This is a genomic window from Paraburkholderia fungorum (assembly GCF_046027215.1).
Lineage (GTDB): Bacteria > Pseudomonadota > Gammaproteobacteria > Burkholderiales > Burkholderiaceae > Paraburkholderia > Paraburkholderia fungorum_D.
In genome coordinates, this window is sequence record NZ_JAQQEN010000001.1 from 316,424 (window position 1) to 341,796 (window position 25,373).

The window sequence follows — 25,373 nt, forward strand, 5'->3', positions numbered from 1 at the left end:
TTAGCGCCAAAATGAGCCTGATACAATGCCCGCTCTTCCGATCCAGGCTGAAACAAGGGCGTTTTCTGAACGCCGCGGGCATGGATCGCGGACAGTGAACGAGCAGTGTGTCGCCAGCGCGTGAGATGCATCAGGCGCTGCGGGCCACTGGTCAAATGGTGCGTTCCGGCCCTTACGACCCACGGCCGGTCGAGGGCGCTTGCGAACCGGGCTTCGTCCCGGTCCACGGTTCGGGGCCGTTCTTTTGCAGTAGGGCTGACATGGCAGGTATTCTGATCATCGCGCACGCTCCGTTCGCCACCGCGTTGCGCGATTGTATTTCGCACATCTACGGTGGCTTGCCGGCTCGTATCGGCGTGATCGACGTTTCTCCGGATTGCGATCCCGTACAACAGGTCGCGTTCGCGCACTCCGAAATCGAGCGGCTCAAGGAAGAAAACGGCGCGCTCGTGCTCACCGACATGTTCGGCGCCACGCCAGCGAATATCGCCGGGCGTCTCGCTTCGATGCCGGATGTGCGCGTGCTGTGCGGCGTCAATTTGCCGATGCTGGTACGCGCGGTCTGCTATCGCGCCACGCCGCTCGACACGCTAGTCGACAAGGCACTCGCCGGTGGCACGAAGGGCGTGCACGCCATCGGGCCCGCGACGCCAGCGCCAGTTGCGCCAGAAGCGGCTTCTGGCGACTGCCTGCCCGCCTTGCCACCAGAAGCGGCTTCCGGCGACTGCCTGCCTGCGTTGCCACCCGAGGCTGACCTGACTCAGAAAGCCGACTCCACCGGACTGTAAGCGGATCGAACGGCATTCAACAGCTTCAAAGGCAGTGCAACTGTCGTGCAGTTTCATCTTTCACAACCACACTTACCCGCGCTTCGGACCATCACATGCTGCAACAGGAAACGACTATCGTGAACAAGCTGGGGCTGCACGCGCGCGCGTCGGCCAAGTTGACGCAACTCGCGGGCAACTACCAGGCGGAAATCTGGATGAGCCGCAATGGCCGCCGCATCAATGCCAAGAGCATCATGGGTGTGATGATGCTGGCTGCGGGAATCGGCAGCACCGTGACGATCGAAACGGAAGGCTCCGACGAAAAAGAAGCGATGGACGCATTGTTGAAACTGATTGCCGATAAATTCGGCGAGGGTCAGTAAGCACGCATCCACCTTGCCTGGAAGCAGAACGCCGCGGCTCTCCGCGGCGTTTTTTTTAGCGCGTGACAATTGGCGGATGAGCCAGCGTTCCTTGCTGCGAGTTGTCGTACTGCTTACGGGCATTTGTGCTGCGCTGCACACAGCGCCGATGTACCTGCGGAGGGCGCGGAATTTATAATAGCGACGAGAGTCTGAGAGCATTGCAGCGGTTTGCCGCGGCATCACACAACTAGAGGAGGTGCGCGTGTCCTTCACGCTGCATGGAATTCCCGTGTCACGCGGTATCGCCATCGGGCGGGCTTATCTGATCGCCCCGGCTGCACTGGACGTAGACCACTATTTGATCGAACCCGCCCAGATCGAGGGCGAGATCGAACGCTTTCGCGTGGCCCAGCAACATGTGCACTACGAGCTCGACGCACTGCGCGCCGATCTCGCGGCAGACGCGCCAAGCGAGATGGGCGCGTTTATCAACGTTCATTCAATGATCCTGAATGACGCGATGCTCGTTCAGGAAACCATCGACCTGATCCGCACGCGTCGCTACAACGTCGAGTGGGCGCTGACGGAGCAACTAGAGCGCCTGTCGCGCCATTTCGACGATATCGAAGACGAATACCTGCGTGAGCGCAAAGCCGACATCGAACAGGTGGTGGAGCGTGTGCTGAAGGCGCTGGCCGGTGCCTCGGTGGCGCTGATGGGCAGCGTGCACGGCGCGTGCGACGAAATGATCGTGGTCGCGCATGACATCGCGCCGGCCGACATGATGCAGTTCAAAACGCAAACGTTTCAGGGTTTCGTCACGGATCTCGGCGGCCGCACGTCGCATACGGCGATTGTCGCGCGCAGTCTCGGCATCCCGGCAGCGGTTGGCGTGCAGCACGCGAGCGCGCTGATCCGGCAGGACGACCTGATCATTGTCGATGGCGATCACGGTATCGTGATCGTCGATCCCGCGCCGATCGTGCTGGAAGAGTACTCGTATCGGCAAAGCGAAAAAGCGCTGGAACAGCGCAAGCTGCAACGGCTGAAATTTTCGCCGACGCAAACGCTGTGCGGCACGCGTATCGAGTTGTGCGCGAACATCGAGTTGCCGGACGACGCACGCGCGGCGGTCGATTCGGGCGCGACCGGCGTGGGCCTGTTTCGCACTGAGTTCCTGTTCATGAATCACAAGCACCAGCTGCCGGAAGAGGAAGAGCAGTTTGCCGCTTACCGCCGTGCGGTCGAGTTGATGAACGGTTTGCCGGTCACCATTCGCACGATCGACGTGGGCGCCGACAAGCCGCTCGATTCGATGAACGGGGGCGACGGCTACGAAACCGCCCCGAATCCGGCCTTGGGGTTGCGCGCGATCCGCTGGAGCCTTTCCGAGCCGCAGATGTTCCTCACGCAATTGCGCGCGATTCTGCGGGCGTCCGCATTCGGTAAGGTGAAGATCCTGATTCCGATGCTCGCGCACGCTCAGGAAATCGATCAGACGCTCGATCTGATTCGCGAGGCCAAGCGTCAACTGGACGACGCTGGTATTGCTTACGATCCGAACGTGCAGGTCGGCGCGATGATCGAGATTCCCGCTGCGGCGATCGCGTTGCCGCTGTTCCTGAAGCGGCTCGATTTCCTGTCGATCGGCACCAACGATCTGATCCAGTACACCCTGGCCATCGATCGCGCGGATAACTCGGTCGCCCATCTGTACGACCCGCTGCATCCAGCAGTGCTGCATCTGATCGCATTCACGCTGCGTGAAGCGAAGCGGGCCGGCGTGCCGGTCTCGGTGTGCGGGGAGATGGCGGGGGATCCGGCGTTGACGCGTCTGTTGCTCGGCATGGGGCTCACGGAGTTTTCAATGCATCCGAGCCAGTTGCTGGTGGTCAAGCAGGAAATCCTGCGCTCGCATCTGAAGACGCTGGAGAAGCCGGTGGCGGATGTGCTGGCGTCGTTCGAACCGGAAGAGGTGCAGGCGGCGCTCAAGCGCGTGGCGCTGGCGTGAGGCGCGAGGTTGGCCTCGAATAAGAAACGCCGCACATGTGCGGCGTTTCTTATTCAGCGTTCGTTCTGTTCTTTCTGCGTCAAGCCGGATGCGGCTGTCCGCACACCGGGCAATCCGGCTGACGCGCAATGCGCATGGTGTTCCATTCCATCCGCAGCGAATCGAGCATCATCAGGCGCCCCACCAGCGGCGTGCCGATTCCGCCGATCACCCGCAGCGCCTCGGCGGCCTGCATCGAACCAATGATGCCGACCGTTGGCGCGAATACGCCCATGGTCGAGCACGCGACCTCTTCGAACGGCTGATCTTCGGGAAATACGCACGCGTAGCACGGCGACGCTGCGTCGCGGAAATCGAAAGTACTGATCTGGCCGTCGAAGCGCAAGGCCGCGCCCGACACCAGCGGCACGCCGTGCTTCACGCAGGCGCGGTTGATTGCGTGGCGCGTCGCGAAGTTATCGGTGCAATCGAGTACGACCGTGGCGTTCGGCACTTCGCGATCGAGCCATGCGTCGTCGACGCGTTCGGCCACCGCGCTTACCTTGACCTCGGGATTGATTTGCGCGATCGCGTCGCGCCCGGACTCCACCTTCTTGCGCCCGACAGAAGCCGTCACATGCAGAATCTGCCGCTGCAGATTGGTCAGGTCGACGGTGTCGGCGTCGACCAGCGTCAGACGGCCGACGCCGGCAGCCGCCAGGTACATCGCGGCCGGCGACCCCAGTCCACCCGCGCCGACAATGATCGCGTGAGCGTCGATAAAGCGCTGCTGCGCCTCGATGCCGATTTCGTCGACGAGGATGTGGCGGGAATAGCGGAGGAGTTGATCGTCATTCATGGCGAGGGCGCGTGAGGTGTATCGCGCAGTGTGACGCAGACCGATGGGTCGCGGCGCGCGCTGTCGTTATGTTTATTTTAATCGCGCGGGGGGAGCGGAGCGCTGGGTGCCTTCGCAGTATGAGCGCTGCGAAGGCACGTCAGGATGTGCGGCTTAGTTTGCCGGAGCGGCTGCCGAGGCGCCGGCAGGCGCCGATGCGCCCGGCACCGGTTGGGTCGACTTCACCGCGACCGGCGCGGATGCCGATGTAGCCGGCTTGTTCTGCGCCAGACGCCGCTCGGTCAGCGACTTCGATTCCTGCACCGGCTTGCCTTCCAGCTTGTTCAAAGCCTGTTGCAGCATGAAGTCGTCGGTCGAACCGAACTCGACCGGCTTGCGCTCACGATCCTTCTGACGCTGTTCCGGCGTCTTCTTGTCGTTCTGCTCTTCAAGCTGACGCAACTGGTCCATGCGTTCCTGCTCGCGCTGTTCCGCTTCTTTCTTCTCGTTCGGGTCTTGCGTGTTCGCAAGGTGATTCGAGTAGTCGACTTCGCGGGTCACGAGTGCGTCGTCCGGATCGCCTTCTGCGTATTGATCGACCGCGATGTCAGGACGGATGCCCTTGTTCTGGATTGAACGGCCGCTCGGTGTGTAGTAGTACGCAGTGGTCAGACGCAGTGCGGTGTCCGCCGTCATGGGCCGGACCGTTTGCACCGAACCCTTGCCGAACGTGGTCTTGCCGACGATCAGCGCACGATGCTGATCCTGCAGCGCGCCCGCGACGATTTCCGACGCCGACGCCGAGTAGGCGTTGGTCAGGACGATCATCGGCACGGTCTTGAAGATCGGCGCTTCGTCTTTCAGCGGATCGCTGTCGAACGATTGCAGGCGGTAGTTATCGTACGTGTCGCGATAGACCTGTTTCGAATCCGGAATCTGGCCATTGGTGGACACCACAACCGAATTCGGCGGCAGGAACGCGCCGGCAACACCGACCGCGCTTTGCAGCAGACCGCCGCCGTTATTGCGGAGATCGAGCACGAGGCCCTTCAGGTTCGGCTGTTGACGCGCGATGTCCTGAAGCTTGGCAGCCAGATCCGGCGTGGTGCGTTCCTGGAAGCTGGTGATGCGGATATACGCGTAGCCCGGCGCAAGAATCTTCATCTTGACCGACTGAACCTTGATGATCGCGCGCGTAACCGTGAGCGGGAAGGTGCGGTCGTCGGTCTTGCGGAAGATGGTCAGCGTGACCTTGGTGCCCGGATCGCCGCGCATCTGCTTGACGGCTTGATCGAGCGTCATGCCGCGCACGGGTTTGTCGTTGATGCGGGTGATCAGGTCGCCCGGACGGATGCCGGCACGGAACGCCGGGGTATCTTCAATCGGGGAGATCACCTTGATCAGACCGTCTTCCGACGAAATCTCGATGCCGAGACCCGCGAAGCGACCCTTGGTCTGCTCCTGCAGTTCTTCGTAATCGGTCTTGTCGAGGTACGACGAGTGGGGGTCGAGGCTCGATACCATGCCTTTGATGGCGGCGGTGAGCAGCTTTTTATCGTCGACCGGTTCGACGTATTCATGCTTGATTTGCCCGAACACTTCGGCAAAGAGCCGGAGCTGGTCGAGCGGCAGCGGTGCAACGGCACTAGCGGGCTGCTGGGCCGAGGCGGAAAGCTGCAAGGTGGCGAATGCGCCGGTAGCAAGGCCCGCGGCAATCAGGCCGATATTTTTCAGGTTCTTTCGCATAGAGTCTGTTGCGGTCGGAAGCGCGTGGCAGCGTCGATAGAGATGGGGACGGACAAGTATAACTGCACACCCGCCCAGTCAGGGCGCGGCGCAGACAATCGTGATTCGACAGCGCTAGCCGGGGCTGGTTCGGCGGATCGGGGCCGCGGCGCTGAAGTAATGTGCGGTAACAGGCGGATCAGGCTGAATCGGCAGCCTTGAGACGAAGCGGGCCGCGCTAACCGGTACGTCTTGCCGGTCAGCGCGGCCCGCTCGCCATGCCTCGCTGCTTTTTTTTTGCTCGCCGCAGGGGCTCTGGGCGGCGGAATCAGCCCGCCTTGCCCTGCTTGGCAACTGCTGCCTGTGCCTTCGCGATTGCTTCCTGGTCGCCCAGATAGTAGTGCTTGATCGGCTTGAGGTTTTCGTCGAGTTCGTAGACGAGCGGCACGCCGTTCGGAATATTCAGGCCGACAATGTCGTCGTCGGAAATATTGTCGAGGTACTTCACCAGCGCGCGGATCGAGTTGCCGTGCGCGGCGATCACCACCTTGCGGCCCGACTTGATGGCCGGCGCGATCGACTCGTTCCACATCGGCAGAACGCGGGCAACGGTATCCTTCAGGCACTCGGTGAGCGGCAATTGTTCGCGCGGCACCTTGGCGTAACGCGGGTCGTTATAGGCGGTGCGTTCGTCCGACGGATCGAGCGCGGGCGGCGGCGTGTCGTAACTGCGGCGCCACACCAGCACCTGGTCGTCGCCGAACCTGGCGGCGGTTTCCGCCTTGTTCAACCCCGACAGTGCACCATAATGACGCTCGTTCAGACGCCACGAATGCACCACCGGCAGGTACATCAGGTCCATCTGGTCCTGCACGTGCCACAAGGTGCGGATCGCGCGCTTGAGCACCGAGGTGTAGGCGATATCGAACGTGTAGCCGGACTCTTTCAGCAGCACGCCGGCCTGTTGCGCTTCGCGATTGCCTTGCTCGGTCAGGTCGACGTCGACCCAGCCCGTGAAGCGGTTTTCCTTGTTCCACGTCGATTCGCCGTGGCGGATGAGAACGAGTTTGTACATGAGATTGCCGGTCGGTAGTAAGGAAGCGGTAAAGCGTTGCGAGCGCCGTCTTGAGGCGCGCCGCCATCGCGTCAGACGGTTATTTTATAATGGGTGGATTGCCCTTTTCGATTTCTCTCTTTTTCGGCGGATTTTCCGTGAAGTTTTTCACTGATTACACAAACCTTGTACTGATCGCAATCGTCCTCATCTCCGGTGGGTTGCTGCTGTGGCCAACGATCACCCGGCGCGGCCGCGGCGGCCTGTCGGCCGCTGAAGCCACCCAGCTGATCAACCGGCGCAATGCAGCGGTCATCGATCTGCGTCCGTCCGCCGATTTCGCCACGGGCCATCTGCCCGCGGCACGGCACCTTGAATTCGCGGAGTTGCAGGCGAAAGTCGCGCAACTGGTGAAGAACAAGAGCAATCCGGTGCTGCTGGTGTGCCAGAACGGCCAGCAGTCAAACAAGGCGGCGCGTATCGTTCAGGATGCAGGGTATGCCGAAGTCCACGTTCTCGAAGGCGGTGTCGACGCCTGGCAGAAGGCCGGTATGCCGGTCGTGAAACAAGGAGTTGCGAAGTGAACAAAGTGATCATGTACAGCACCCAGGTGTGCCCGTATTGCCAGATGGCCGAACGTCTTTTAAAGTCGCGCGGCGTCGAGCAGGTCGAAAAGGTACTGATCGACAAGGATCCGGCTCGTCGCGAAGAAATGATGACCCGGACCGGTCGTCGCACGGTGCCGCAGGTGTTCATCGGCGAGACGCATGTCGGCGGCTACGACGATCTCTCCGCGCTCGATCGCGCGGGTGGTCTGATGCCGCTGCTCGAAGCCACTGCCTGAATTCGCGCGCCGGTTGGCGCGTGAACGGGGTAGATGAAAAACAAGCCGGTGTGTCGCCGCCTTTCTGAAGGCGGGCGATGCGTCGCAACGATCTGGCGGCCCGTGAAGCCATGGGCCGCCGCTATGTATACATTCAGGGAATCATTCAATCATGTCCGACGAGAACAACCAGCCGTTCTTCAATATCCAACGCATCTACCTGAAGGACATGTCGCTCGAGCAGCCGAATTCGCCGGGCATCTTCCTCGAGCAGGAAATGCCGTCGGTCGAAGTGGAAGTCGACGTGAAGGCCGAGCGCCTTGCCGACACCGTGTTCGAAATCATCGTCACGGGCACGGTGACGGCCAAGGTCGCGGACAAGGTTGCGTTCCTGATCGAAGCCAAGCAAGCCGGCATTTTCGACATCCGCAACATCCCGGCAGAACAGATCGATCCGCTGGTCGGCATTGCCTGCCCGACTATCCTGTTCCCGTATCTGCGCTCGAACATCGCCGACGCGATCACCCGCGCCGGTTTCCCGCCGATCCACCTCGCCGAAATCAACTTCCAGGCCCTGTACGAGCAACGCCTCGCGCAAATGGGCGGCCAGGAAGGCGCGGCGCAGAACGGCGTCACGCATTAACGCGTCGCGTACGGTGCCGGCCATGAAGGTTGCTGTCCTCGGCGCCGGTGCATGGGGCACAGCCCTCGCCGGCCATCTGGCTGTACGGCACGACACCGTGCTGTGGGCGCGTGAACCCGCGCTCATCGCCGACCTTTCCGCTTCGCACGAAAACGCCCGCTATCTGGCGGGCGTTGCTTTGCCTGCCGCGCTTCGCTATGAAGCGGATCTGGGCGCGGCGCTCGAACACGCGCTAGCCGACCACGCCTTGTGCGTCGTGGCAACGCCCGTCGCCGGACTGCGCGGTCTGTTTCAGGCAATGCGCGATGCGGGCAAAGTGCCGGCGCATGTGGTGTGGTTGTGCAAAGGGTTCGAAGCCGATTCGCAATTGCTGCCGCATCAGGTGGTCGCGGCTGAACTGGCGGGGCATGGCAGCAATGGCGTGCTCTCCGGCCCGAGCTTCGCGCGCGAAGTCGGGCAGGGTCTGCCGGTCGCGCTGACCGTCGCGAGTGCGTCCGCGGCGTGCCGTGAGCGTACGGTCGCTGCGTTCCATCATGGCGCGATGCGCATCTATACCGGCGACGACATCGTCGGCGTGGAAGTGGGCGGCGCGGTGAAGAACGTGCTGGCGATTGCCACCGGCATTGCCGACGGTCTCGGGCTTGGCCTGAACGCGCGCGCGGCGTTGATCACGCGCGGGCTGGCTGAAATGTCGCGCCTTGGCGTGACGCTCGGCGGCCGGGCGGAAACGTTCACCGGTTTGACCGGCCTGGGCGATCTGATTCTGACCGCAACGGGCGACCTGTCGCGCAATCGCACGGTCGGCGTGCAACTGGCCGCGGGCCGAACGCTTGGCGACATCCTCGGTGGCCTTGGCCACGTGGCCGAGGGTGTGCGCTGTGCTCAAGCGGTATTGGCGATTGCGCGCGCTCATGCAATCGAGATGCCGATCACGCAGGCAGTCTGTGCCGTCCTGTTCGACGGCGTAGCGCCTCGCGACGCCGTCAGCGCCTTGCTGCGGCGCGATTCCAAGGCCGAATAAGTCTTGTCTTTCAGTCGTTTGGCGCGAAATGCGCTGAACGGCTGCCTGCCTTCGCTGTCCACGTTTTATCGACGCTTCGGATCAGCGAGGTTCCCATGTCCAGTTTTAATCGTTGCACGCTGGAAGCACGCGTAGTCGACATCACGACGCTCGCGCTCGATGCAATCGTCAACGCGGCCAATACGTCCTTATTAGGCGGGGGTGGCGTGGATGGCGCGATTCATCGCGCGGCCGGTAAGGCATTGCTGCAGGAATGCGAGACGCTTGGCGGCTGCGCGACCGGCGACGCCAAAATCACCGGCGGTTACCAGTTGCCAGCCAGACACGTGATCCACGCGGTCGGGCCGGTCTGGCAGGGGGGGATGCGCGGCGAAGCCGATCTGCTTGCCTCTTGCTATCAGCGCTCGCTTGAGGTAGCGCATCAGGCGCAGTGCAGGAGCATTGCCTTTCCCGCAATTAGTTGCGGCGTCTACCATTTTCCCGCCGACGAAGCCGTGCAGATCGCCGTCGGCACCGTACTCGAAACCTTGCCGCGCATGCCGCAGATCGAGCTCGTGGTGTTCGCCTGTTTCGACGCCACCATGCTGGCGCGCTACGAAGCCGAATTGAAGCGCCGTCAGGCGCCACCCTCGAAGCCGGTCTGACGCCACGCCTCGAACACCACGACCGCGACCGTATTCGACAGATTCAGGCTGCGGTTGCCCGGCCGCATCGGCAGACGAACACGCTGTTCATTGGCGAATTGATCGAGCACCGCGTCAGGCAGGCCGCGCGTTTCGGCACCGAAGACAAACCAGTCGCCGGATTGAAACGCGTGCTCGTGAAAGCGACCCGAGCCGCGCGTGGTGAAGGCGAACATGCGCGCCGGGTCCGGTGCCTCCCTGGCGACGAACGCTGCCCAGTTGGCGTGCACGTTCATCTGCGCGTACTCGTGATAGTCGAGGCCGGCGCGGCGCAGTTTGGCGTCGTCGAGCGGAAAGCCGAGCGGCTCGATCAGATGCAAGCGCGCGCCCGTGTTCGCACACAGGCGGATGACGTTGCCGGTGTTCGGCGGAATTTCGGGTTCGACGAGAACGACATTGAACATGATGAGATCAGGTAAGGACTAGTTTTTCGGCGTGCGCAGCGCGACGAAGTTGGTGACGCGCCGCGCACCGGCTGCTTTTAGCGTGCGGGCCAGTGCTTCGAGGGTTGCGCCGGTCGTCATGACGTCGTCGACGATGCCGACATGCAACCCCTGCACCGGTCTGGCGACTTTGAACGCGCGGCCTACGTTCTGCCTGCGCGCGTCGAGGTCGAGCCGCGATTGCGGCGCGGTGTGGATCACCCGGTGCAGCAAGGTGGCGTCGCCGCGTACATTGAGCGCGCGAGCCAGCGGCTTGGCGATCTGCCACGCCTGGTTATAGCCGCGCTCGGCCAGACGTTGGGTGGCGAGCGGCACCGGCGCGATCACGTCGGGCCATTCGGACGATTCTTGCCAGGAGTCTTCCGCGAGACGTGCGAGGCGTTGCGCAAACTCGCGCGCCAGCATCAGCCGGGCGCGGAACTTCAGGCCGAGCGCGAGGGCGTCGAGCGGCGCGCGATAGTCCGCGAGCGCGAATGTTGCATCGAATCGCGGCGGCTCGCCGACACAATCCGCACAGCGATAGTGCGTGCGAGCTGCCCACCGCGTTCCGGATAGAGGCACCGCGCATACCGTGCAGCGCAAGCGCTCTTCATTCCAGTACGCTTCATCGCAACCGGCGCAAAGTGTCTTGTGCGACAAATTGCCGCACAACACGCACAGATTCGGCAGCGCGGCGTGGATCACGCGCGGCCATGCCGAATGCAAACCGCGCGCAAAACGTGCGAAGCGGCCGCCGGAAGACGAAGAAAATGGTCGAAATGGCATGATTGGACCGCCCACAAAGGCCTTTCACGCTGAAGGGAACGAAGCGAGCGAGTATACTTCGTGCTCTTCGCCAGTACGACACCCATGCCCCCAACTCCCGCTCAATCTGGCCGTCCGGCCTATGATTCCCGGCGCCTCAGGCGGATTTTCGACCGCCGCGCGGCGACCTTCGACGAGGTCGCCTTCCTGCCGCGCGAAATCGCGCAGCGTATGCGCGAGCGTCTCGACTACATCAAGGTCACCCCGGCGAGCGTGCTCGATGCGGGCTGCGGCGCGGGCGAAGACCTCCCCGCACTGCGCGAACGCTTTCCCGAGGCGCCGGTGTTCGGTACCGATCTGTCGCATGGGATGCTCACGCGCGCGCTGCGTCACGACGCCGGCGACACGAGCTGGCGGCGTTTCTTGCCGGCCACGCTCGGCAAGGCGCTCGGCGCCCGTGGGCCGCGTTTCGCGCAGGCCGACTTCTCGGCGTTGCCGTTCGCGGCCGGCGCCTTCGAATTCATCTGGTCCAATCTCGCGCTGCATTGGCATTCGCGGCCGGACCTCGTGTTGCCTGAATGGCAGCGCGTACTGAAAGTAAACGGCCTGCTGATGTTCAGCACGCTCGGTCCCGATTCGCTGAAGGAGTTGCGCGGCGCCTACGCGGAGGTCGAGGCCGCGCACGGTGTGGTCTCGCGCAAGCATGTGATCGATTTTGTCGACATGCACGATCTCGGCGATATGCTGGTCGAAAGCGGGTTTGAGATCCCCGTGATGGATCAGGAAACACTCACTATTACGTACAAGTCGCCCGAGTCGCTGCTCGCGGATGTGCGCCGCTGGGGCGCCTATCCGTTCGAGCGCGAGGCGGCCTCGAGCGCGGCGGCACGTCGTCTGCACAAGGCTTTGCTGGCGGCGCTCGAAGCCCGCCGGCGTGCCGACGGCACCATCGCCCTGACCTTCGAAGTGATCTATGGACATGCGTGGAAAGCCGTGCCGCGCACAACGGCGGAAGGGCACGGGATCGTTCGAATAGAGGATATCGGACGAGGTTCGTCGAGGAATCGTTGAAGCGGTAAAGAGGACATCCGTTATGTCTGAAATTACCGTTTCAAAAGACGCCGGAAAGATGCGGCAAAACGGCGCGGAGGCTTGCCGCGCGTGGCTTGTGAGCCGATAGAGGCTTGCTTGTGGATGCCATGGATCGCGCCTATAATGCGTCAGTTTGTCGCCCGGAGTTCCCACATTTGGGGCGACAGGCCCGAGGCATAGGGCTGCAATATAAGGTGACGCGGCAGTAATAAGGTAGCCGCAGGCGGCGATTGGTGACGATCGGCGGGAGGCAGCGATGGAAGCATCAGATCTGCTGGCGGATTCAGAACCGGTTCTCAAAGACTGGACAATGAAACGCAACTGTTCGATTTCGCCGCGGCAGTTCGTATGTTTCTACGTATCGCTTGCGTTGTTCTCGCTGGCAATTGCTTTCATGCTGGTTCTGGTCGGCGCCTGGCTGGTGCTGCCGTTCACCGGTGTTGAATTGCTGGCGGTAGGCATCGCGTTTGCCATCTATGCGCGTCATGCTGTCGATTACGAGCGGATCCGGCTGTTTCAGAACCGGCTTGTGATCGAGCAGGTCAGCGCCGAGCGGCTCACGCAGTTTGAATTCAATCCGCGCTGGGTGCGGATCGAGCCGGGCGCAACGCCGCGTGACCAGATCAAGCTGGTCTCGCGCGGTCAGACGATCATGATCGGGCAACATCTCGCGCAGTATCGGCGCACGCAGTTTGCAGGCGAATTGCGTATGTGGCTCACGCGTTGTTAGATGCGTGAAGTCGCGCGGCGTTCACGGGGAGCGCGGGACAGCCTGCCAGCGGGGTCGAGGGTTTGAATGGAAATTTTGGGTAAGGAAGCTATGAAAACAATCAAGCGAGCCCTCATGGGCGTGCTGGCGATGAGCGGACTGCTTTTCGCCGGTGCGGCCCTGGCAGTGGGCGATGTTCCGGGCGGCCCTGCCGTCAACGAGATCAATCTCCAGCCGCCTGCGACAAAAATCGCTGAGGAGCTCTTCAGCCTCCACATGTTCATGCTGGTTCTTTGCCTGGTGATCTTCGTCGGCGTGTTCGGCGTGATGTTCTATTCGATCTTTGCACACCGCAAATCGAAAGGTCACAAGGCTTCTAATTTCCACGAAAGCACCACCGTCGAAATCATCTGGACGATCGTGCCGTTCATCATCGTCGTCTTGATGGCGTTGCCCGCCACCAAGACCGTCGTTGCGATGAAAGACACCACCAACGCCGACGTCACGATCAAGGTCACCGGCTACCAGTGGAAATGGGGCTACGACTATGTGAAGGGACCGGGCGAAGGCATCAGCTTTCTGTCCACGCTGGCCACGCCGCGTGCGGAAACCGATGGCCGCCAGCCGATTTCCACCACGTATCTGCAGGAAGTCGACAATCCGCTGGTCGTCCCGGTCGACAAGAAAATCCGCATCATCACCACCGCAAACGACGTAGTCCACTCCTGGTACGTGCCGGCCTTCGGCGTGAAGCAGGACGCGATCCCGGGTTTCGTGCGCGACACGTGGTTCAAGGCTGACAAGGTCGGCACATTCCGCGGCTTCTGTACCGAACTGTGCGGCAAGGAACACGCGTTCATGCCGGTGGTGGTCGAAGTGCTGTCCGCTGACGACTACGCGGCATGGGTCGATGCGCAGAAGAAGAAAATGGCCGCGGGCCAGGACGATCCGAACAAGACCTACACGATGGCCGAACTGATGGAGCGCGGCGGCAAGGTGTACGCGTCGAACTGCGCGGTCTGCCACCAGCCGACCGGCAAGGGCGCAGGCGCATTCCCGGCGCTCGACGGCAGCAAGATCGCCAATGGCCCGATCGCCGAGCACGTGAGCATCGTGCTGAAGGGCAAGAACGCGATGCCTTCGTGGGCGCCGACGCTGAACGACGTCGAAATCGCTTCGGTCATCACGTACGAACGTAACTCGTGGGGCAACCACACCGGCGACATTCTGCAGCCGAAGCAGGTGCTGGACGCGCGCAACGGCAAAATGCCCGAAGGCGGCGACCATCTGGCCGGCGCGGCTGCGGCAGCTAGCGGCGCAGAAGCGGCTTCGGGCGCAGCAGGTGCTTCGGGTGCAGCAGGTGCCTCAGGCGCAGCAGGCGCCTCGGGTGCCGAAGCGGCTGCGGCCGGCTCGGACAGCGCCGCGGCAGCGCAGGTGGCACTCCCGGCAAGCGTCTACTTCGAGACCGGCAAGAGCACGCTGCCGGCCGACGCGAAAGCGGCAGTCGACGCGGCTGTGGCCTACTCGAAGGCACACCCGGACGCGAAATTCACGCTGTCGGGCTTCACCGACGCCACCGGTTCTGCGGACGTCAACGCGAAGCTCGCGAAGAGCCGCGCGGAAGCCGTGCGCGACGCACTGAAAGCAGCCGGCATTGCCGAAGACCATATTATTTTGAAGAAGCCGGAAACGATCACGGGCGGCAGCGACGCGAAAGAAGCCCGGCGTGTCCAGATCAGCCCGGCTGCCTGACGTGTTCATGGTCAGCACCGCAGTATTCGCATTAGGAGATTGTCATGTCTAGCATCGGACACGATGTAACCGCGGGCCACGAGCACGTGCACGGCGACCATGCCCACGAAACGCCGCATGGCTGGCGTCGTTGGCTGTTCGCAACCAATCACAAGGACATCGGTACGCTGTACCTGATCTTCTCGTTCACCATGTTCCTCTCCGGGGGCGTGATGGCGCTGATGATCCGTGCCGAACTGTTCGAGCCGGGCCTGCAGATCATGCGCCCCGAGTTCTTCAACCAGTTGACCACCATGCACGGCCTGATCATGGTGTTCGGCGCGATCATGCCGGCCTTCGTCGGCTTCGCGAACTGGATGGTGCCGCTGCAGATCGGCGCATCGGACATGGCCTTCGCGCGGATGAACAACTTCAGCTTCTGGCTGCTGCCGGTGGCCGCCATCCTGCTGGTCGGTTCGTTCTTCGCGCCGGGTGGCGCGACCGCTGCGGGCTGGACGCTGTACGCGCCGCTGTCCACTCAAATGGGCCCGGGCATGGACTTCGCGATTTTCGCGGTCCACTTGATGGGTGCTTCGTCGATCATGGGCGGGATCAACATTGTTGTGACGATCCTGAACATGCGCGCACCTGGCCTTACGCTGATGAAGATGCCGATGTTCGTCTGGACGTGGCTGATCACTGCGTACCTGCTGATCGCCGTGATGCCGGTTCTGGCAGGCGCGATCACCATGGTGCTGTTCGATCGCCACTTCGGCACGTCGTTCTTCAACGCGGCAGGCGGCGGCGATCCGGTGATGTACCAGCATATTTTCTGGTTCTTCGGGCATCCCGAGGTGTACATCATGATCTTGCCGGCGTTCGGGATCGTGTCGCAGGTGATCCCGGCGTTCTCGCGCAAGCCGCTGTTCGGCTATAGCTCGATGGTGTACGCAACCTCGTCGATCGCGATTCTGTCGTTCATGGTCTGGGCGCATCACATGTTCGCTACCGGCATGCCGGTGACAGGCCAACTGTTCTTCATGTACGCGACGATGCTGATTGCCGTGCCGACGGGCGTGAAGGTGTTCAACTGGGTCGCGACGATGTGGCGCGGTTCGCTGACCTTCGAGACGCCTATGCTGTTCGCGGTCGGCTTTCTGCTGGTGTTCACGTTCGGCGGTCTGTCGGGCCTGATGCTCGCTATGGCACCGCTCGACATCCAGTATCACGGTACCTATTTCGTGGTGGCGCACTTTCACTACGTGCTAGTGGCGGGATCACTCTTCGCGCTGTTCTCCGGGTGGTATTACTGGGCGCCGAAGTGGACCGGCTGGATGTACAACGAAACGCGCGGCAAGATCCACTTCTGGGCGTCGATGTTCTTCTTCAACCTCGCGTTCCTGCCGATGCACTTTGTCGGTCTCGCAGGTATGCCGCGTCGTTACGCTGACTATCCGGCTCAGTTCACCGACTGGAACCAGGTGATCTCGATCGGCGCGTTCGGCTTCGGTCTGGCGCAGGTCTACTTCCTGTTCGCAGTGGCATTGCCGGCCTACCGTGGCGGTGGCGAACTCGAAAAGGCTGGCGACAAGCCATGGGACGGCGCAACGGGCCTCGAATGGACCGTGCCGAGCCCGGCTCCGTTCCACACGTTCGAAAACCCGCCGACCGTCGAGTAATCGGCTTGCTGTGAGTTGCCGGTTCTGGCGGCGGGCGGGTAAGTCCCCGTCGGAATCCGGCAGCGAGTGAAGCAGTGGCGGCACCCCGTAGTCACGAAAGTATTCAGAAAGTCGAGCATGACGCGTAATCCTCAAGAAAGACGTACGCCCGAGCAGATTCGTGCGGGCAACCGGCGGATCGGTTTCGTGATGTTTGTGATCGCCGCGGTCTTTTTCGCGAGCGTCATCATCCATCAGAAGTGGTTTTCCTGACGGGGTGGTTCGAATCTGTGTGCAGGTTTGTTGAGGATTGAGATGTCGACGCAACCGCCGGCTCAGGCCGATCGCTCTTTTAACCGTTCGATGCTGATCAAGCTGCTCGTCGTCGCGTTGATGATGTTCGGTTTCGGTTTCGCGCTAATACCCATGTACCGCGCGATCTGCGAGGTCACGGGCATCAACAACCTCGTGCAGCGTGATGCAACGGCGCGCGAGGCGAAGAATACGCAGGTCGACATGAGCCGCACGATTTCGATCGAATTCGATGCGAACGCGCGCGGCCCGCTAGGTTTCAAGCCGGAGCAACGCAGTCTCGACGTGCATCCGGGCGAAGTCACAACGGTGATGTACGAAGTCAGCAACGAACAGGCGCGCACGATTCAGGCGCAAGCCATTCCGAGCTACGCGCCGAAGCAGGCCACCGAATACTTCAAGAAGATCGAGTGTTTCTGTTTTACGCAGCAGACTTTGACTGCGAATCAGACGAAGCGGATGCCGGTGGTGTTCGTGGTCGACCCGAAGTTGCCGAAGGATGTGAAAACGATCACGTTGTCGTACACGTTCTTTGAGTTGAATACGCCGGCAGCGGCGAAGGCCGGGAGTGCAGCGCCCACGGCCAACACGGCGGCAACCACCGCCAACCCCGCCTGACGGCGTGAGCCGCGGGCGAAGGAAGAGAAGACGAGATGAGCGATAACGGCGGCAGCCCGCACAAGAGCAGTTTTGGTCAGTCGATGCGTGCCGTGTTCTGGTCGTTTTTCGGTGTACGCAAGCGTCGCGATCTGGAAGCGGACGCGGCGCAGCTGAACCCGCTGCATGTGATTGCAGCAGCGCTGATCAGTGTGGCAATTCTGATTGCCGTGTTGATCCTGATCGTGCGCGCGGTAGTGGGTTGATGGGGTGTTAGGGCAGGCGCACAGGTAGCACAGGGCGAAACAGCGCCCACGAATTAGAGTGAAGCGGTGCGGTATCGACGCGCCGCCGAAGATACAGCCGGAGATTTCCGGAACAACTGGACTGAAGTGGAGAATCAAGAATGAGCGGTCAAAACGAGAGCCCGTACTATTTCGTGCCGCATCCGTCGCGGCATCCGATCAGCGCCGCCACCGGGTTGCTGGTCATGCTCGGATCGCTTGCGGCCTGGATCAACGACCATGACTGGGCACCGCTCGGCGTCGCCGTGGGTCTGCTGTGGCTGCTCTATACCTTGTGGCACTGGTTCGGTGACGCGATCGCCGAGTCGGAAGGCGGCATGTACGGCAAGAATGTCGACAAGTCATACCGCTGGAGCATGAGCTGGTTCATTTTCTCCGAAGTGATGTTCTTCGGCGCGTTCTTCGGCGCGCTGTTTTACGCGCGTGAAATCGCGCTGCATCAACTCGGCAGTCTCGACTACAAGCTGATCTGGCCGGATTTCTCCGCGGTGTGGCCGAACAACGGTCCGGCAGCGCTGGTCTCGACCTTCAAGTCGATGCAGCCGTGGCCGGTGCCGACCATCAACACGGCGCTGCTGCTGTCCTCGGGCGCCACGTTGACGGTCTCGCACCACGCGCTGCGTGAAGATCATCGCAAGAAAGCGATCATCTGGCTGGCGGCTACGCTCGTGCTCGGCGTCTGCTTCCTGTTCCTGCAAGGCTTCGAATATTTCCACGCGTACAACGAACTGAACCTGACGCTGGCTTCGGGTGTGTACGGCTCCACGTTCTTCCTGCTGACGGGCTTCCACGGTTTCCACGTGTTCCTCGGCGGCACGATGCTGGCGGTGGTACTGGTGCGGATGATCCGTGGCCACTTTACGGCGGAGCATCACTTCGCGTTCGAAGGCGCCGCCTGGTACTGGCACTTTGTGGACGTCGTGTGGCTCGGGCTGTACATCGTCGTGTACTGGCTGTAACGCAATCCGGCCTGCGCCGAACCGGTTATCCGGAGCGCGCGCAGGCTATCTGCGTCATGCTCTTCTGGGGCGTCGCGCAGAGCCGTACGCAAGATTCCAGCAGCGCCGCCCTCGACCCTGTCAGGGCGGCGTTTTGCTTGATGACGGGAAGACGAGGGGAAGACGAGCGCACGGCGAAGGAACGGTTCTTCGCGCCAGACTCAACGCCCGTAAGGAATACCGGTCGACTGAATCCAGCCCATCCAGTGTGCAAACAGGATGAACAGGAACAGCGAGATCGACAGGCCCACCCGTGTGGCGAGCGACCAGACCATCCGTTTGGTCTTGCCCTTGTCATGCATCATGAAGTACAGCGCCGACACCATGCTGGCAATGATCAGGACGAAGGCGATGGGAACGAGAATGTGCATGGAACCAATTGAAACCGGAAAGCGCAGAGGCAAGACGTTTATTATCGCACTGCGCGCCGGCGTCTGCCGTACGTTCCAGACGCGGCCGCACACCAGGGCGGAGCACGGCCGATGAAGATCCGCTTGATTCCCACGCTATTGATTCTGCTCGTCATCGCGGTGACGCTGCGGCTCGGTTTCTGGCAGCGCGATCGCGCGCATCAGAAGGAAGCGCTCGAGGCGCACATCACCCAGTTTGAGAACGCACCCGCGCAGCCCGTCAGCGCCGCGCCGGTCGACCTGAAGGATATCGAATTCCATCGCGTGAAGGCGCGTGGCAGCTTCGTCGCCGATAAGGTCGTCTATCTGGATAATCGCCCCTATAACGACCAGCCGGGCTTTTACGTCGTGATGCCCTTTAAACTGGCTGACGGCGGGTATGTGCTGGTCAATCGCGGCTGGCTGCCGCGCAACATGAGCAATCGCGAGACGATCGCGCCGTACGCCACGCCGCAAGGCGAAATCGACATCGAAGGCATTGCGCGCGCCGATGCGACGCGCGCATTCGAGTTGGGGCAGGGCGGTTCGGCCGCGCATCAGACGATCCGCCAGAATCTGGATCCGGCGACCTACGCGGCGGAAACCGGTTTGCCACTGCAATCGTTCGTGATCCAGCAACTGAGTGACGACGGCGATAACCTGGTGCGCGACTGGCCGGCGCCGACGAGCGGCGTCGAGCGCAACTACGGCTACATGTTCCAGTGGTGGGGCATGGCGGCCGCGGCGTTGGTCTTCGGTCTGTACGCCGCGCGCCGCGCCGCGAAGAAAGAGCACGTCCCGAACGTGTAACGCATCGCCTGCGGTTTCGTGCCTTGAGCAAGGGTGTCGAAGCCGCGCAATCATTGAAAGAGGTCCTGTAGTGTCGACGCAATCTCCCCGTTCGCCGCAAGCCGGCAAACCCGCTGCTCCGAAAGTGATCCCCGGCCGACCCAACGGTGAAGGCTCGTGGAAACGCGGCCGCTGGATGCTGCTGTTGCTGGCGGTGATCTGCGCCGCGCCAATCGCGGTCTCGTACTTCACGTACTACGTGATCAAGCCGACCGGCGGCTCGACGAGCTACGGCACGCTGGTCGAACCGCAGCGGCCGATTCCGGACTCGCTCGTCGTGACCGGCGAAGACGGCAAGCCGCTCAAGCTCGCGTCGCTGCGTGGCCGCTGGCTGCTGATCTCCGTCGACGGCAGCGCGTGCGACAAGGCGTGCGTCACCAAGCTCTACTTCATGCGGCAAATCCGCGCAGCTCAGGGCCCGGAACGCGAACGCGTCGTCGAGGTGTGGCTGCGCACCGATGCAGGCAATGTCGCTGACGTGATACAAAAGGCCTATCCCGACACCAACATGCTGGTCGCCGATCCGGCGCAGGTGTCCGCGTGGTTGCCGGCCGACACCGGCACCCAGGTCACCGACCACATCTACATGGTCGATCCGAACGGCAATCTGATGATGCGTTTCCCGAAAGATCCGAACCCGAGCAAGATCAAGGGCGATGTGACGAAGCTGCTCAAATGGTCGAGCATCGGCTGATGCCGCAACAAGGGTAAGAGAGATGTTCGTACTGCAACTGGCCCTGATCGGTTTGTGTATCGCGTTGTTGCCGCTGTCCTATGTGTGGGTCAAGGCAGATGACAACAAATTCCGCAAACTGGTCTGGCTCACCACCTTCCTGACGCTGGATCTGGTGATGTTCGGCGGCTTCACGCGCCTCACCGACTCCGGCCTCGGTTGCCCGGACTGGCCAGGCTGCTACGGCACCTCCTCGCCGTTCATCGCGCACGCGGCGATTACCGCTGCGCATCAATCGATGCCCACCGGGCCCGTCAGCATGACAAAGGCCTGGATCGAGATGATCCACCGCTACTTCGCCATGGCGATCGGCGTGCTGATCATCGCGCAGACGCTGCTCGCATGGACCGCGCGCATCAAGCGCCGCCCGTTGCACGTGTCGCCGTGGTGGCCGACTTCGCTGTTGCTGCTGATCCTGGTTCAGGGCGCATTCGGCGCATGGACCGTGACCATGAAGCTGCAACCGATCATCGTGACGACCCATCTGCTGCTCGGTCTCGCGCTGCTCGGCACGCTCGGCTGGCTGGCCGCGCGCCAAACGCCGCTGCCCGCCTATGAACCTGAAGCCGCGCGCTGGCGCGCGGCGGCGATCGCCGGCCTCGTGCTGCTGATCGCGCAGATTGCGCTGGGCGGCTGGGTCAGTACGAACTATGCGGTGCTCGCGTGCACGGATTTCCCGACCTGCAACGGCCAGTGGGTTCCGCCCATGGACTTCACGCACGGCTTTCATCTGTGGCGCGCGCTCGGCATGACCGGCGACGGCGACATGATCACCCAGGACGCGCTGGTCGCCATCCACTGGACCCATCGCACCTTTGCGATCGTGGTGGTCGCCTATCTGGTGTGGTTTGCCCTGAAACTGCGCCGCTTCGAGTCACTGCGGCGGCCGGCCAACGGCGTGTTGCTGGTGGTGCTGATCCAGTTCATCACCGGGCTGTCGAACATCGTTCTGCAATGGCCGTTGCCCATTGCGGTCGCCCATAACGGTGGGGCCGCGATCCTGCTGCTTCTACTCGTTATGTTAAACTTTCGGATCGCTTATAGCCGTCCCGGCCGCGCCGTGTTGCCTGCGCGCGATGCCGCGCCAGCGTGACCCTACATGGACAGCACAACTCTCTCCCAAACGCCCGGTAGCCGGGTCTCCCAGTACATCGCCCTGACGAAGCCGCGCGTCACGCAGCTGGCTGTGTTCTGCGCAGTCATCGGCATGTTTCTGTCGACCCGCGGCATGGTGCCGTGGACCGTTCTGATCGGCGGCACCGTCGGCATCTGGCTGCTGGCCGGTGCGGCGTTCGCCATCAATTGCCTGATGGAACAGAAGATCGACGCAAAGATGCGTCGCACCTCATGGCGACCCTCCGCGCGTGGCGAAATCACGACCCCGCAGATCCTGCTGTTTTCTGCCGTGCTCGGCGGCCTCGGTATGTGGACGCTCTACACGTTCGCCAATCCGCTCACCATGTGGCTCACGCTCGCCACGTTTGTCGGCTATGCGGTGATTTACACGCTGCTTCTGAAGCCGGCCACGCCGCAGAACATCGTGATCGGCGGCGCCTCGGGCGCAATGCCGCCAGCGCTCGGCTGGGCGGCAGTCACCGGTCACGTGCCGGGCGACGCATGGATTCTCGTGTTGATCATCTTCGTGTGGACGCCACCGCATTTCTGGGCGCTCGCACTGTATCGCCGCAAAGACTACGAGAACGCCGGCCTGCCCATGCTGCCGAACACGCACGGCGAGAAGTACACGCGATTGCATATCCTGCTGTACACCGTCATCCTGTTCGCGGTCACCATGATGCCGTTCATCTCCGGTATGAGCGGTGTGGTGTACCTTGCCGCGGCGGTGCTGCTGGGCGCCGTGTTCCTCGCGTATGCGTGGAAGATCTATCGGGAATATTCCGACGAGCTGGCGCGCAAAACCTTCCGTTACTCGATCGTGTATCTGTCGCTGCTGTTCGCCGCGCTACTGATCGACCACTATGCGCGCGTCCTGATCGGCGCGTAACACCCATGTTCACACTTCGCTTTGTGCGCACGGCGCGTGCCGCCGCGCGCGTCACCGTGATCGCCTGCATGCTTGGCGGTGCGTTGCTGGCAGCAGGTTGCGGCAAAGAGACGCCGGCATTCCAGAATCTCGACATCACCGGCAACACGCAATTCGGGAACGACTTTTCGCTGCCCGACACGTCCGGCAAGATCCGCACAATGGCGGATTACAAGGGCAAAGTGGTCGTGCTGTTTTTCGGCTATACGCATTGCCCGGACGTCTGCCCGACCACAATGGCCGAGCTCTCGCAAGCGCTTCAGCAACTCGGCCCGCAAGACGCGAAACGCGTGCAGGTCCTGTTCGTCACCGTTGATCCGCAGCGCGATACGCCGGCCTTGCTGGCGCAATACGTGCCGGCATTCAATCCGACCTTTGTCGGTTTGCGTCCGGCCGACGAGGCGCAGCTCACGAAGATCACTAAAGATTTCCGCGTCTACTACGCGAAGGTGCCGGGCAAGACGCCCGATAGCTACACCATGGATCACACGGCGGCGAGCTACGTGTTCGACACGGACGGCAAGCTGCGGCTCTTCGCACGCGATGGTCAGGGCGCAACGCCCTGGGTGCACGATATCAAGCTGCTGCTCGATTGATGCATTGATACTGCGGGCGCGTGCATTTGCCGCGCGCCCGTTTTTCATGTCATTTCGTACCCCCTCTCAAGCCGGAAATCGGCACTTTCGCTCCAGTCGCTACGAACCCGCCCCTTTCGAACGGGCGGTGTAGCAACGCGCGCTGCGCGATATCAACGTGCGCCCACGGACTACCTGCAGCGGCGCCGTAATCCTTCCAGCCGTCTCAAGTTGCGTGTCTGCCGTGCCGATATAACTGAGGCAATCGTTTGCGCGCGGCTTGCGCGGCATACTCGCGGCCGCAAAACGGAACACGAATCACACGAGAGAGACCACAACAATGAGCAGGATGAGTTTGAATCGCAAACTATGGCTCGCGCTCGCGCTCGTCTGGCTGGGGCTGCTCGGCGTCGGGCTGTGGAGCGCGATCGAAACGCGCAGCACGATGCTGGCGGAGCGCAAGGCGGGCATGGTGAATCTCGTCGACGCGGCGCAGGGCGTCGTGAACGGCTATTACGCGCTCTCGCAAGGCGGCAAGATGAGCGAGGCCGACGCGCAGCGCGAAGCGCTCGCCCGTCTCGCGACAATGCGCTACGGCGAGTCCGGCTATCTGTTCGTGATGGATTCGAAGCCGGTCGTGCTGATGCACCCGACGCTGCCGCAAATGAATGGCAAACCGGTCGGCGACTTCAAGGACCCTGACGGCAAATTGCTGTACGTCGCCATCGTCGACGCAGCCAGGACCGGCGGGCGTGGCTTCGCCGAGTATCGCGGACGTCTGCCGCATAGCGAAACCGCCGTGCCGAAAGTCAGCTATGTGGTGCGTTTCGCGCCGTGGGACTGGAACATCACCAGCGGTGTGTTCATCAAGGACATCGACACGGTCTACTACGACACCTTGCTCGGCCACCTCGCCGTCGTGCTGGTGATCGGCGCGATCATTTCGTTTGCCATGGTGCTGATCATCCGCAATGTGCGCGCGAGCCTGGGCGGCGAGCCTGATCAGGCGGCGCGGCTCGCGGCGAGCATCTCCGCGGGCGATCTGACGCAGGTGGTTGACGTTCGCGATGACGATTCGACTAGCATGATGGCGGCCATGCGCGACATGCAGAATCGGTTGCAACGGACCATCGGCGAGATTCGCCGCTCGGCGGAATCGATCGCCTCGGCGACGAAGCAGATCGCCGCCGGCAACGGCGACTTGTCGCAGCGCACCGAGCAGCAGGCGGCCTCATTGCAGGAGACGGCAGCGAGCATGGAAGAGCTCACCGCGACGGTCAAGCAGAACGCCGACAATGCGCGCCAGGCGAGCGGTCTGGCCCACAACGCGTCCGAAATCGCGACCCGCGGCCACGATGTGGTGTCGCGCGTGATCGGCACGATGGGCGAAATCAACGACAGCTCGCGGCAGATCGCCGACATCATCGGCGTGATCGAGGGCATCGCGTTCCAGACCAATATTCTCGCGTTGAACGCCGCGGTCGAGGCCGCGCGAGCCGGCGAACAGGGCCGTGGTTTTGCGGTTGTCGCGGGCGAGGTGCGCAGCCTGGCGCAGCGCTCGGCAACGGCGGCCAAGGAGATCAAGCAACTGATTAGCGCGTCGGTGGAGCGTGTGCACAACGGCTCGACGCTGGTGGAGCAGGCCGGCACGACGATGGGCGAGATTCTGCAAGCCGTGCAGCGCGTCACCGACATCATGGGCGAAATCGCGGCGGCGTCCGAGGAGCAGAGCAGCGGCATTTCGCAGGTCGGCCGCGCGGTGACACAGATGGACGAAGTGACGCAGCAGAATGCGGCGCTGGTCGAAGAGGCAGCCGCCGCGGCGGCTTCGTTGCAGGATCAGGCGGGGCGTCTGCGTGACACGGTGGGCGCGTTCCGCGTGAACAGCGCCGATACTGCGGCCGAGCCCTCGGTAGAGACGGCGGCACGACGCGCGACACCTGCAACGAAGGCTATTGCCACACCCGAGACCCGCACGCCACGGCAAGCACCGACCGTTGTACCGTCGGCAACGCGTGCCGAACCGAAGCTGCCTGTGCCGTCCGGTACGCCTTCGGCCGCATCGAGCTCCACATTCGCAGCGAGCGCAAAACCACTAGCCGCGCGCGCCGCCACCACCGCGACGAAGGTCTCAGTGTCCGACGACGACTGGACCGCGTTCTAGTCAGCGATCGACCGCGTGCATGCCGCATGTCATGCGCGCGGTTCCATCCCCGTTGCTGAAGGCGCATAACCATATGCGATCGTGATATTTCCCATCTCGCCGGCCTTATGAGACCATT

Annotated in this window: 28 protein-coding genes; 22 read left to right on the top strand and 6 right to left on the bottom strand. The window is 62.4% G+C overall.

Annotated elements, in window-relative coordinates; genetic code table 11:
- Positions 1-260: 260 nt before the first annotated feature.
- The 3 genes from PQR27_RS01395 to ptsP all read left to right on the top strand — a co-directional run bounded on the left by PQR27_RS01395 (position 261) and on the right by ptsP (position 3,146).
- Positions 261-788: a PTS sugar transporter subunit IIA gene (locus tag PQR27_RS01395; protein WP_408521949.1), complete on the top strand. Its 528-nt coding sequence runs from the start codon at positions 261-263 to the stop codon at positions 786-788.
- A 95-nt stretch (positions 789-883) separates the two neighbouring features.
- On the top strand, positions 884-1,153 hold the full coding sequence (locus PQR27_RS01400; protein ID WP_408521950.1) for an HPr family phosphocarrier protein: 270 nt from the start codon (positions 884-886) through the stop codon (positions 1,151-1,153).
- 244 nt (positions 1,154-1,397) lie between these two features.
- On the top strand, positions 1,398-3,146 hold the full coding sequence (gene ptsP / locus PQR27_RS01405) for a phosphoenolpyruvate--protein phosphotransferase (protein ID WP_408521951.1): 1,749 nt from the start codon (positions 1,398-1,400) through the stop codon (positions 3,144-3,146).
- A 79-nt stretch (positions 3,147-3,225) separates the two neighbouring features.
- Here the strand turns inward: ptsP and PQR27_RS01410 are convergent, their stop codons facing one another.
- The 3 genes from PQR27_RS01410 to gpmA form a co-directional block, all read right to left on the bottom strand.
- Positions 3,226-3,984, bottom strand: coding sequence for a HesA/MoeB/ThiF family protein (locus PQR27_RS01410; protein ID WP_408521952.1), 759 nt, complete (start codon positions 3,982-3,984; stop codon positions 3,226-3,228).
- A gap of 153 nt (positions 3,985-4,137) precedes the next feature.
- Positions 4,138-5,709: a carboxyl-terminal processing protease CtpA gene (gene ctpA, locus PQR27_RS01415; RefSeq protein WP_408521953.1), complete on the bottom strand. Its 1,572-nt coding sequence runs from the start codon at positions 5,707-5,709 to the stop codon at positions 4,138-4,140.
- 307 nt (positions 5,710-6,016) lie between these two features.
- The gene (gpmA, locus tag PQR27_RS01420) at positions 6,017-6,763 is read right to left on the bottom strand and encodes a 2,3-diphosphoglycerate-dependent phosphoglycerate mutase (RefSeq protein ID WP_408521954.1); all 747 of its coding nucleotides are present in this window, start codon (positions 6,761-6,763) and stop codon (positions 6,017-6,019) included.
- A 137-nt stretch (positions 6,764-6,900) separates the two neighbouring features.
- Here gpmA and PQR27_RS01425 point away from each other — a divergent pair, with 137 nt between their 5' ends.
- The 5 genes from PQR27_RS01425 to PQR27_RS01445 all read left to right on the top strand — a co-directional run bounded on the left by PQR27_RS01425 (position 6,901) and on the right by PQR27_RS01445 (position 9,873).
- Entirely contained in the window at positions 6,901-7,326 is a 426-nt protein-coding gene (locus tag PQR27_RS01425) for a rhodanese-like domain-containing protein (protein ID WP_408521955.1), read from the top strand.
- The gene (grxC, locus tag PQR27_RS01430; protein ID WP_408521956.1) at positions 7,323-7,586 is read left to right on the top strand and encodes a glutaredoxin 3; all 264 of its coding nucleotides are present in this window, start codon (positions 7,323-7,325) and stop codon (positions 7,584-7,586) included. Before PQR27_RS01425 ends, grxC begins: the two co-directional genes overlap by 4 nt.
- A gap of 151 nt (positions 7,587-7,737) precedes the next feature.
- Positions 7,738-8,208, top strand: a complete 471-nt coding sequence (gene secB, locus PQR27_RS01435; RefSeq protein WP_408521957.1) for a protein-export chaperone SecB — start codon at positions 7,738-7,740, stop codon at positions 8,206-8,208.
- A gap of 22 nt (positions 8,209-8,230) precedes the next feature.
- Entirely contained in the window at positions 8,231-9,229 is a 999-nt protein-coding gene (locus PQR27_RS01440; RefSeq protein WP_408521958.1) for an NAD(P)H-dependent glycerol-3-phosphate dehydrogenase, read from the top strand.
- A 95-nt stretch (positions 9,230-9,324) separates the two neighbouring features.
- Positions 9,325-9,873, top strand: a complete 549-nt coding sequence (locus tag PQR27_RS01445) for an O-acetyl-ADP-ribose deacetylase (RefSeq protein ID WP_408521959.1) — start codon at positions 9,325-9,327, stop codon at positions 9,871-9,873.
- On the opposite strand, the gene trmL is transcribed toward PQR27_RS01445, so the two are convergent.
- Positions 9,846-10,316 carry a tRNA (uridine(34)/cytosine(34)/5-carboxymethylaminomethyluridine(34)-2'-O)-methyltransferase TrmL gene (trmL, locus tag PQR27_RS01450; protein WP_408521960.1) on the bottom strand — a complete coding sequence of 157 codons (471 nt, stop codon included), beginning with the start codon at positions 10,314-10,316 and terminating at the stop codon, positions 9,846-9,848. The two genes, PQR27_RS01445 and trmL, sit on opposite strands and share 28 nt — an antisense overlap.
- An 18-nt stretch (positions 10,317-10,334) precedes the next feature.
- Positions 10,335-11,120 carry a phosphoribosyltransferase family protein gene (locus tag PQR27_RS01455; RefSeq protein WP_408521961.1) on the bottom strand — a complete coding sequence of 262 codons (786 nt, stop codon included), beginning with the start codon at positions 11,118-11,120 and terminating at the stop codon, positions 10,335-10,337.
- Between the two features lie 84 nt (positions 11,121-11,204).
- On the opposite strand from PQR27_RS01455, the gene PQR27_RS01460 reads away from it, so the two are divergent.
- The 8 genes from PQR27_RS01460 to PQR27_RS01495 all read left to right on the top strand — a co-directional run bounded on the left by PQR27_RS01460 (position 11,205) and on the right by PQR27_RS01495 (position 18,462).
- Positions 11,205-12,170 carry a methyltransferase domain-containing protein gene (locus tag PQR27_RS01460; protein ID WP_408521962.1) on the top strand — a complete coding sequence of 322 codons (966 nt, stop codon included), beginning with the start codon at positions 11,205-11,207 and terminating at the stop codon, positions 12,168-12,170.
- A gap of 277 nt (positions 12,171-12,447) precedes the next feature.
- Entirely contained in the window at positions 12,448-12,921 is a 474-nt protein-coding gene (locus tag PQR27_RS01465) for a DUF2244 domain-containing protein (RefSeq protein WP_408521963.1), read from the top strand.
- Positions 12,922-12,987: 66 nt separating this feature from the next.
- A complete protein-coding gene (coxB, locus tag PQR27_RS01470; protein ID WP_408521964.1) occupies positions 12,988-14,652 on the top strand; it encodes a cytochrome c oxidase subunit II in 1,665 nt (554 codons plus the stop codon).
- A 44-nt stretch (positions 14,653-14,696) separates the two neighbouring features.
- Entirely contained in the window at positions 14,697-16,310 is a 1,614-nt protein-coding gene (gene ctaD, locus PQR27_RS01475; protein ID WP_408521965.1) for a cytochrome c oxidase subunit I, read from the top strand.
- Between the two features lie 117 nt (positions 16,311-16,427).
- Positions 16,428-16,562 (top strand): cytochrome oxidase small assembly protein, encoded by a 135-nt coding sequence (locus tag PQR27_RS01480; protein WP_095417582.1) that lies wholly within the window; start codon positions 16,428-16,430, stop codon positions 16,560-16,562.
- Positions 16,563-16,604: 42 nt separating this feature from the next.
- Positions 16,605-17,219 (top strand): cytochrome c oxidase assembly protein, encoded by a 615-nt coding sequence (locus PQR27_RS01485; RefSeq protein ID WP_408521966.1) that lies wholly within the window; start codon positions 16,605-16,607, stop codon positions 17,217-17,219.
- Between the two features lie 35 nt (positions 17,220-17,254).
- Positions 17,255-17,464, top strand: coding sequence for a DUF2970 domain-containing protein (locus tag PQR27_RS01490; protein ID WP_408521967.1), 210 nt, complete (start codon positions 17,255-17,257; stop codon positions 17,462-17,464).
- A gap of 140 nt (positions 17,465-17,604) precedes the next feature.
- Positions 17,605-18,462 (top strand): cytochrome c oxidase subunit 3, encoded by an 858-nt coding sequence (locus PQR27_RS01495; RefSeq protein WP_408521968.1) that lies wholly within the window; start codon positions 17,605-17,607, stop codon positions 18,460-18,462.
- 200 nt (positions 18,463-18,662) lie between these two features.
- Here the strand turns inward: PQR27_RS01495 and PQR27_RS01500 are convergent, their stop codons facing one another.
- Positions 18,663-18,872: a twin transmembrane helix small protein gene (locus PQR27_RS01500; RefSeq protein WP_007179452.1), complete on the bottom strand. Its 210-nt coding sequence runs from the start codon at positions 18,870-18,872 to the stop codon at positions 18,663-18,665.
- Positions 18,873-18,983: 111 nt separating this feature from the next.
- Here PQR27_RS01500 and PQR27_RS01505 point away from each other — a divergent pair, with 111 nt between their 5' ends.
- From PQR27_RS01505 to PQR27_RS01530, 6 genes are all read left to right on the top strand, one after another.
- Positions 18,984-19,700 (top strand): SURF1 family protein, encoded by a 717-nt coding sequence (locus tag PQR27_RS01505; protein WP_408521969.1) that lies wholly within the window; start codon positions 18,984-18,986, stop codon positions 19,698-19,700.
- 70 nt (positions 19,701-19,770) lie between these two features.
- Positions 19,771-20,433: an SCO family protein gene (locus tag PQR27_RS01510; RefSeq protein ID WP_408521970.1), complete on the top strand. Its 663-nt coding sequence runs from the start codon at positions 19,771-19,773 to the stop codon at positions 20,431-20,433.
- Positions 20,434-20,455: 22 nt separating this feature from the next.
- Positions 20,456-21,565: a COX15/CtaA family protein gene (locus tag PQR27_RS01515; protein ID WP_408521971.1), complete on the top strand. Its 1,110-nt coding sequence runs from the start codon at positions 20,456-20,458 to the stop codon at positions 21,563-21,565.
- A 6-nt stretch (positions 21,566-21,571) separates the two neighbouring features.
- The gene (gene cyoE, locus PQR27_RS01520; protein WP_408521972.1) at positions 21,572-22,477 is read left to right on the top strand and encodes a heme o synthase; all 906 of its coding nucleotides are present in this window, start codon (positions 21,572-21,574) and stop codon (positions 22,475-22,477) included.
- Positions 22,478-22,482: 5 nt separating this feature from the next.
- Positions 22,483-23,112, top strand: coding sequence for an SCO family protein (locus PQR27_RS01525; protein ID WP_408521973.1), 630 nt, complete (start codon positions 22,483-22,485; stop codon positions 23,110-23,112).
- A 319-nt stretch (positions 23,113-23,431) separates the two neighbouring features.
- The gene (locus PQR27_RS01530; protein WP_408521974.1) at positions 23,432-25,255 is read left to right on the top strand and encodes a methyl-accepting chemotaxis protein; all 1,824 of its coding nucleotides are present in this window, start codon (positions 23,432-23,434) and stop codon (positions 25,253-25,255) included.
- Positions 25,256-25,373 lie beyond the last annotated feature (118 nt).

What these genes read in the sequence shown, in the direction of transcription:
- PQR27_RS01395 (WP_408521949.1), top strand. Translation starts at nt 261, where the DNA reads ATGGCAGGTATTCTGATCATCGCGCACGCTCCGTTCGCCACCGCGTTG.
- PQR27_RS01400 (WP_408521950.1), top strand. Translation starts at nt 884, where the DNA reads ATGCTGCAACAGGAAACGACTATCGTGAACAAGCTGGGGCTGCACGCG.
- PQR27_RS01410 (WP_408521952.1), bottom strand. Translation starts at nt 3,984, where the DNA reads ATGAATGACGATCAACTCCTCCGCTATTCCCGCCACATCCTCGTCGAC.
- ctpA (WP_408521953.1), bottom strand. Translation starts at nt 5,709, where the DNA reads ATGCGAAAGAACCTGAAAAATATCGGCCTGATTGCCGCGGGCCTTGCT.
- gpmA (WP_408521954.1), bottom strand. Translation starts at nt 6,763, where the DNA reads ATGTACAAACTCGTTCTCATCCGCCACGGCGAATCGACGTGGAACAAG.
- secB (WP_408521957.1), top strand. Translation starts at nt 7,738, where the DNA reads ATGTCCGACGAGAACAACCAGCCGTTCTTCAATATCCAACGCATCTAC.
- PQR27_RS01440 (WP_408521958.1), top strand. Translation starts at nt 8,231, where the DNA reads ATGAAGGTTGCTGTCCTCGGCGCCGGTGCATGGGGCACAGCCCTCGCC.
- PQR27_RS01445 (WP_408521959.1), top strand. Translation starts at nt 9,325, where the DNA reads ATGTCCAGTTTTAATCGTTGCACGCTGGAAGCACGCGTAGTCGACATC.
- trmL (WP_408521960.1), bottom strand. Translation starts at nt 10,316, where the DNA reads ATGTTCAATGTCGTTCTCGTCGAACCCGAAATTCCGCCGAACACCGGC.
- PQR27_RS01455 (WP_408521961.1), bottom strand. Translation starts at nt 11,120, where the DNA reads ATGCCATTTCGACCATTTTCTTCGTCTTCCGGCGGCCGCTTCGCACGT.
- PQR27_RS01460 (WP_408521962.1), top strand. Translation starts at nt 11,205, where the DNA reads ATGCCCCCAACTCCCGCTCAATCTGGCCGTCCGGCCTATGATTCCCGG.
- PQR27_RS01465 (WP_408521963.1), top strand. Translation starts at nt 12,448, where the DNA reads ATGGAAGCATCAGATCTGCTGGCGGATTCAGAACCGGTTCTCAAAGAC.
- coxB (WP_408521964.1), top strand. Translation starts at nt 12,988, where the DNA reads ATGGAAATTTTGGGTAAGGAAGCTATGAAAACAATCAAGCGAGCCCTC.
- ctaD (WP_408521965.1), top strand. Translation starts at nt 14,697, where the DNA reads ATGTCTAGCATCGGACACGATGTAACCGCGGGCCACGAGCACGTGCAC.
- PQR27_RS01480 (WP_095417582.1), top strand. Translation starts at nt 16,428, where the DNA reads ATGACGCGTAATCCTCAAGAAAGACGTACGCCCGAGCAGATTCGTGCG.
- PQR27_RS01485 (WP_408521966.1), top strand. Translation starts at nt 16,605, where the DNA reads ATGTCGACGCAACCGCCGGCTCAGGCCGATCGCTCTTTTAACCGTTCG.
- PQR27_RS01490 (WP_408521967.1), top strand. Translation starts at nt 17,255, where the DNA reads ATGAGCGATAACGGCGGCAGCCCGCACAAGAGCAGTTTTGGTCAGTCG.
- PQR27_RS01495 (WP_408521968.1), top strand. Translation starts at nt 17,605, where the DNA reads ATGAGCGGTCAAAACGAGAGCCCGTACTATTTCGTGCCGCATCCGTCG.
- PQR27_RS01500 (WP_007179452.1), bottom strand. Translation starts at nt 18,872, where the DNA reads ATGCACATTCTCGTTCCCATCGCCTTCGTCCTGATCATTGCCAGCATG.
- PQR27_RS01505 (WP_408521969.1), top strand. Translation starts at nt 18,984, where the DNA reads ATGAAGATCCGCTTGATTCCCACGCTATTGATTCTGCTCGTCATCGCG.
- PQR27_RS01515 (WP_408521971.1), top strand. Translation starts at nt 20,456, where the DNA reads ATGTTCGTACTGCAACTGGCCCTGATCGGTTTGTGTATCGCGTTGTTG.
- cyoE (WP_408521972.1), top strand. Translation starts at nt 21,572, where the DNA reads ATGGACAGCACAACTCTCTCCCAAACGCCCGGTAGCCGGGTCTCCCAG.
- PQR27_RS01525 (WP_408521973.1), top strand. Translation starts at nt 22,483, where the DNA reads ATGTTCACACTTCGCTTTGTGCGCACGGCGCGTGCCGCCGCGCGCGTC.
- PQR27_RS01530 (WP_408521974.1), top strand. Translation starts at nt 23,432, where the DNA reads ATGAGCAGGATGAGTTTGAATCGCAAACTATGGCTCGCGCTCGCGCTC.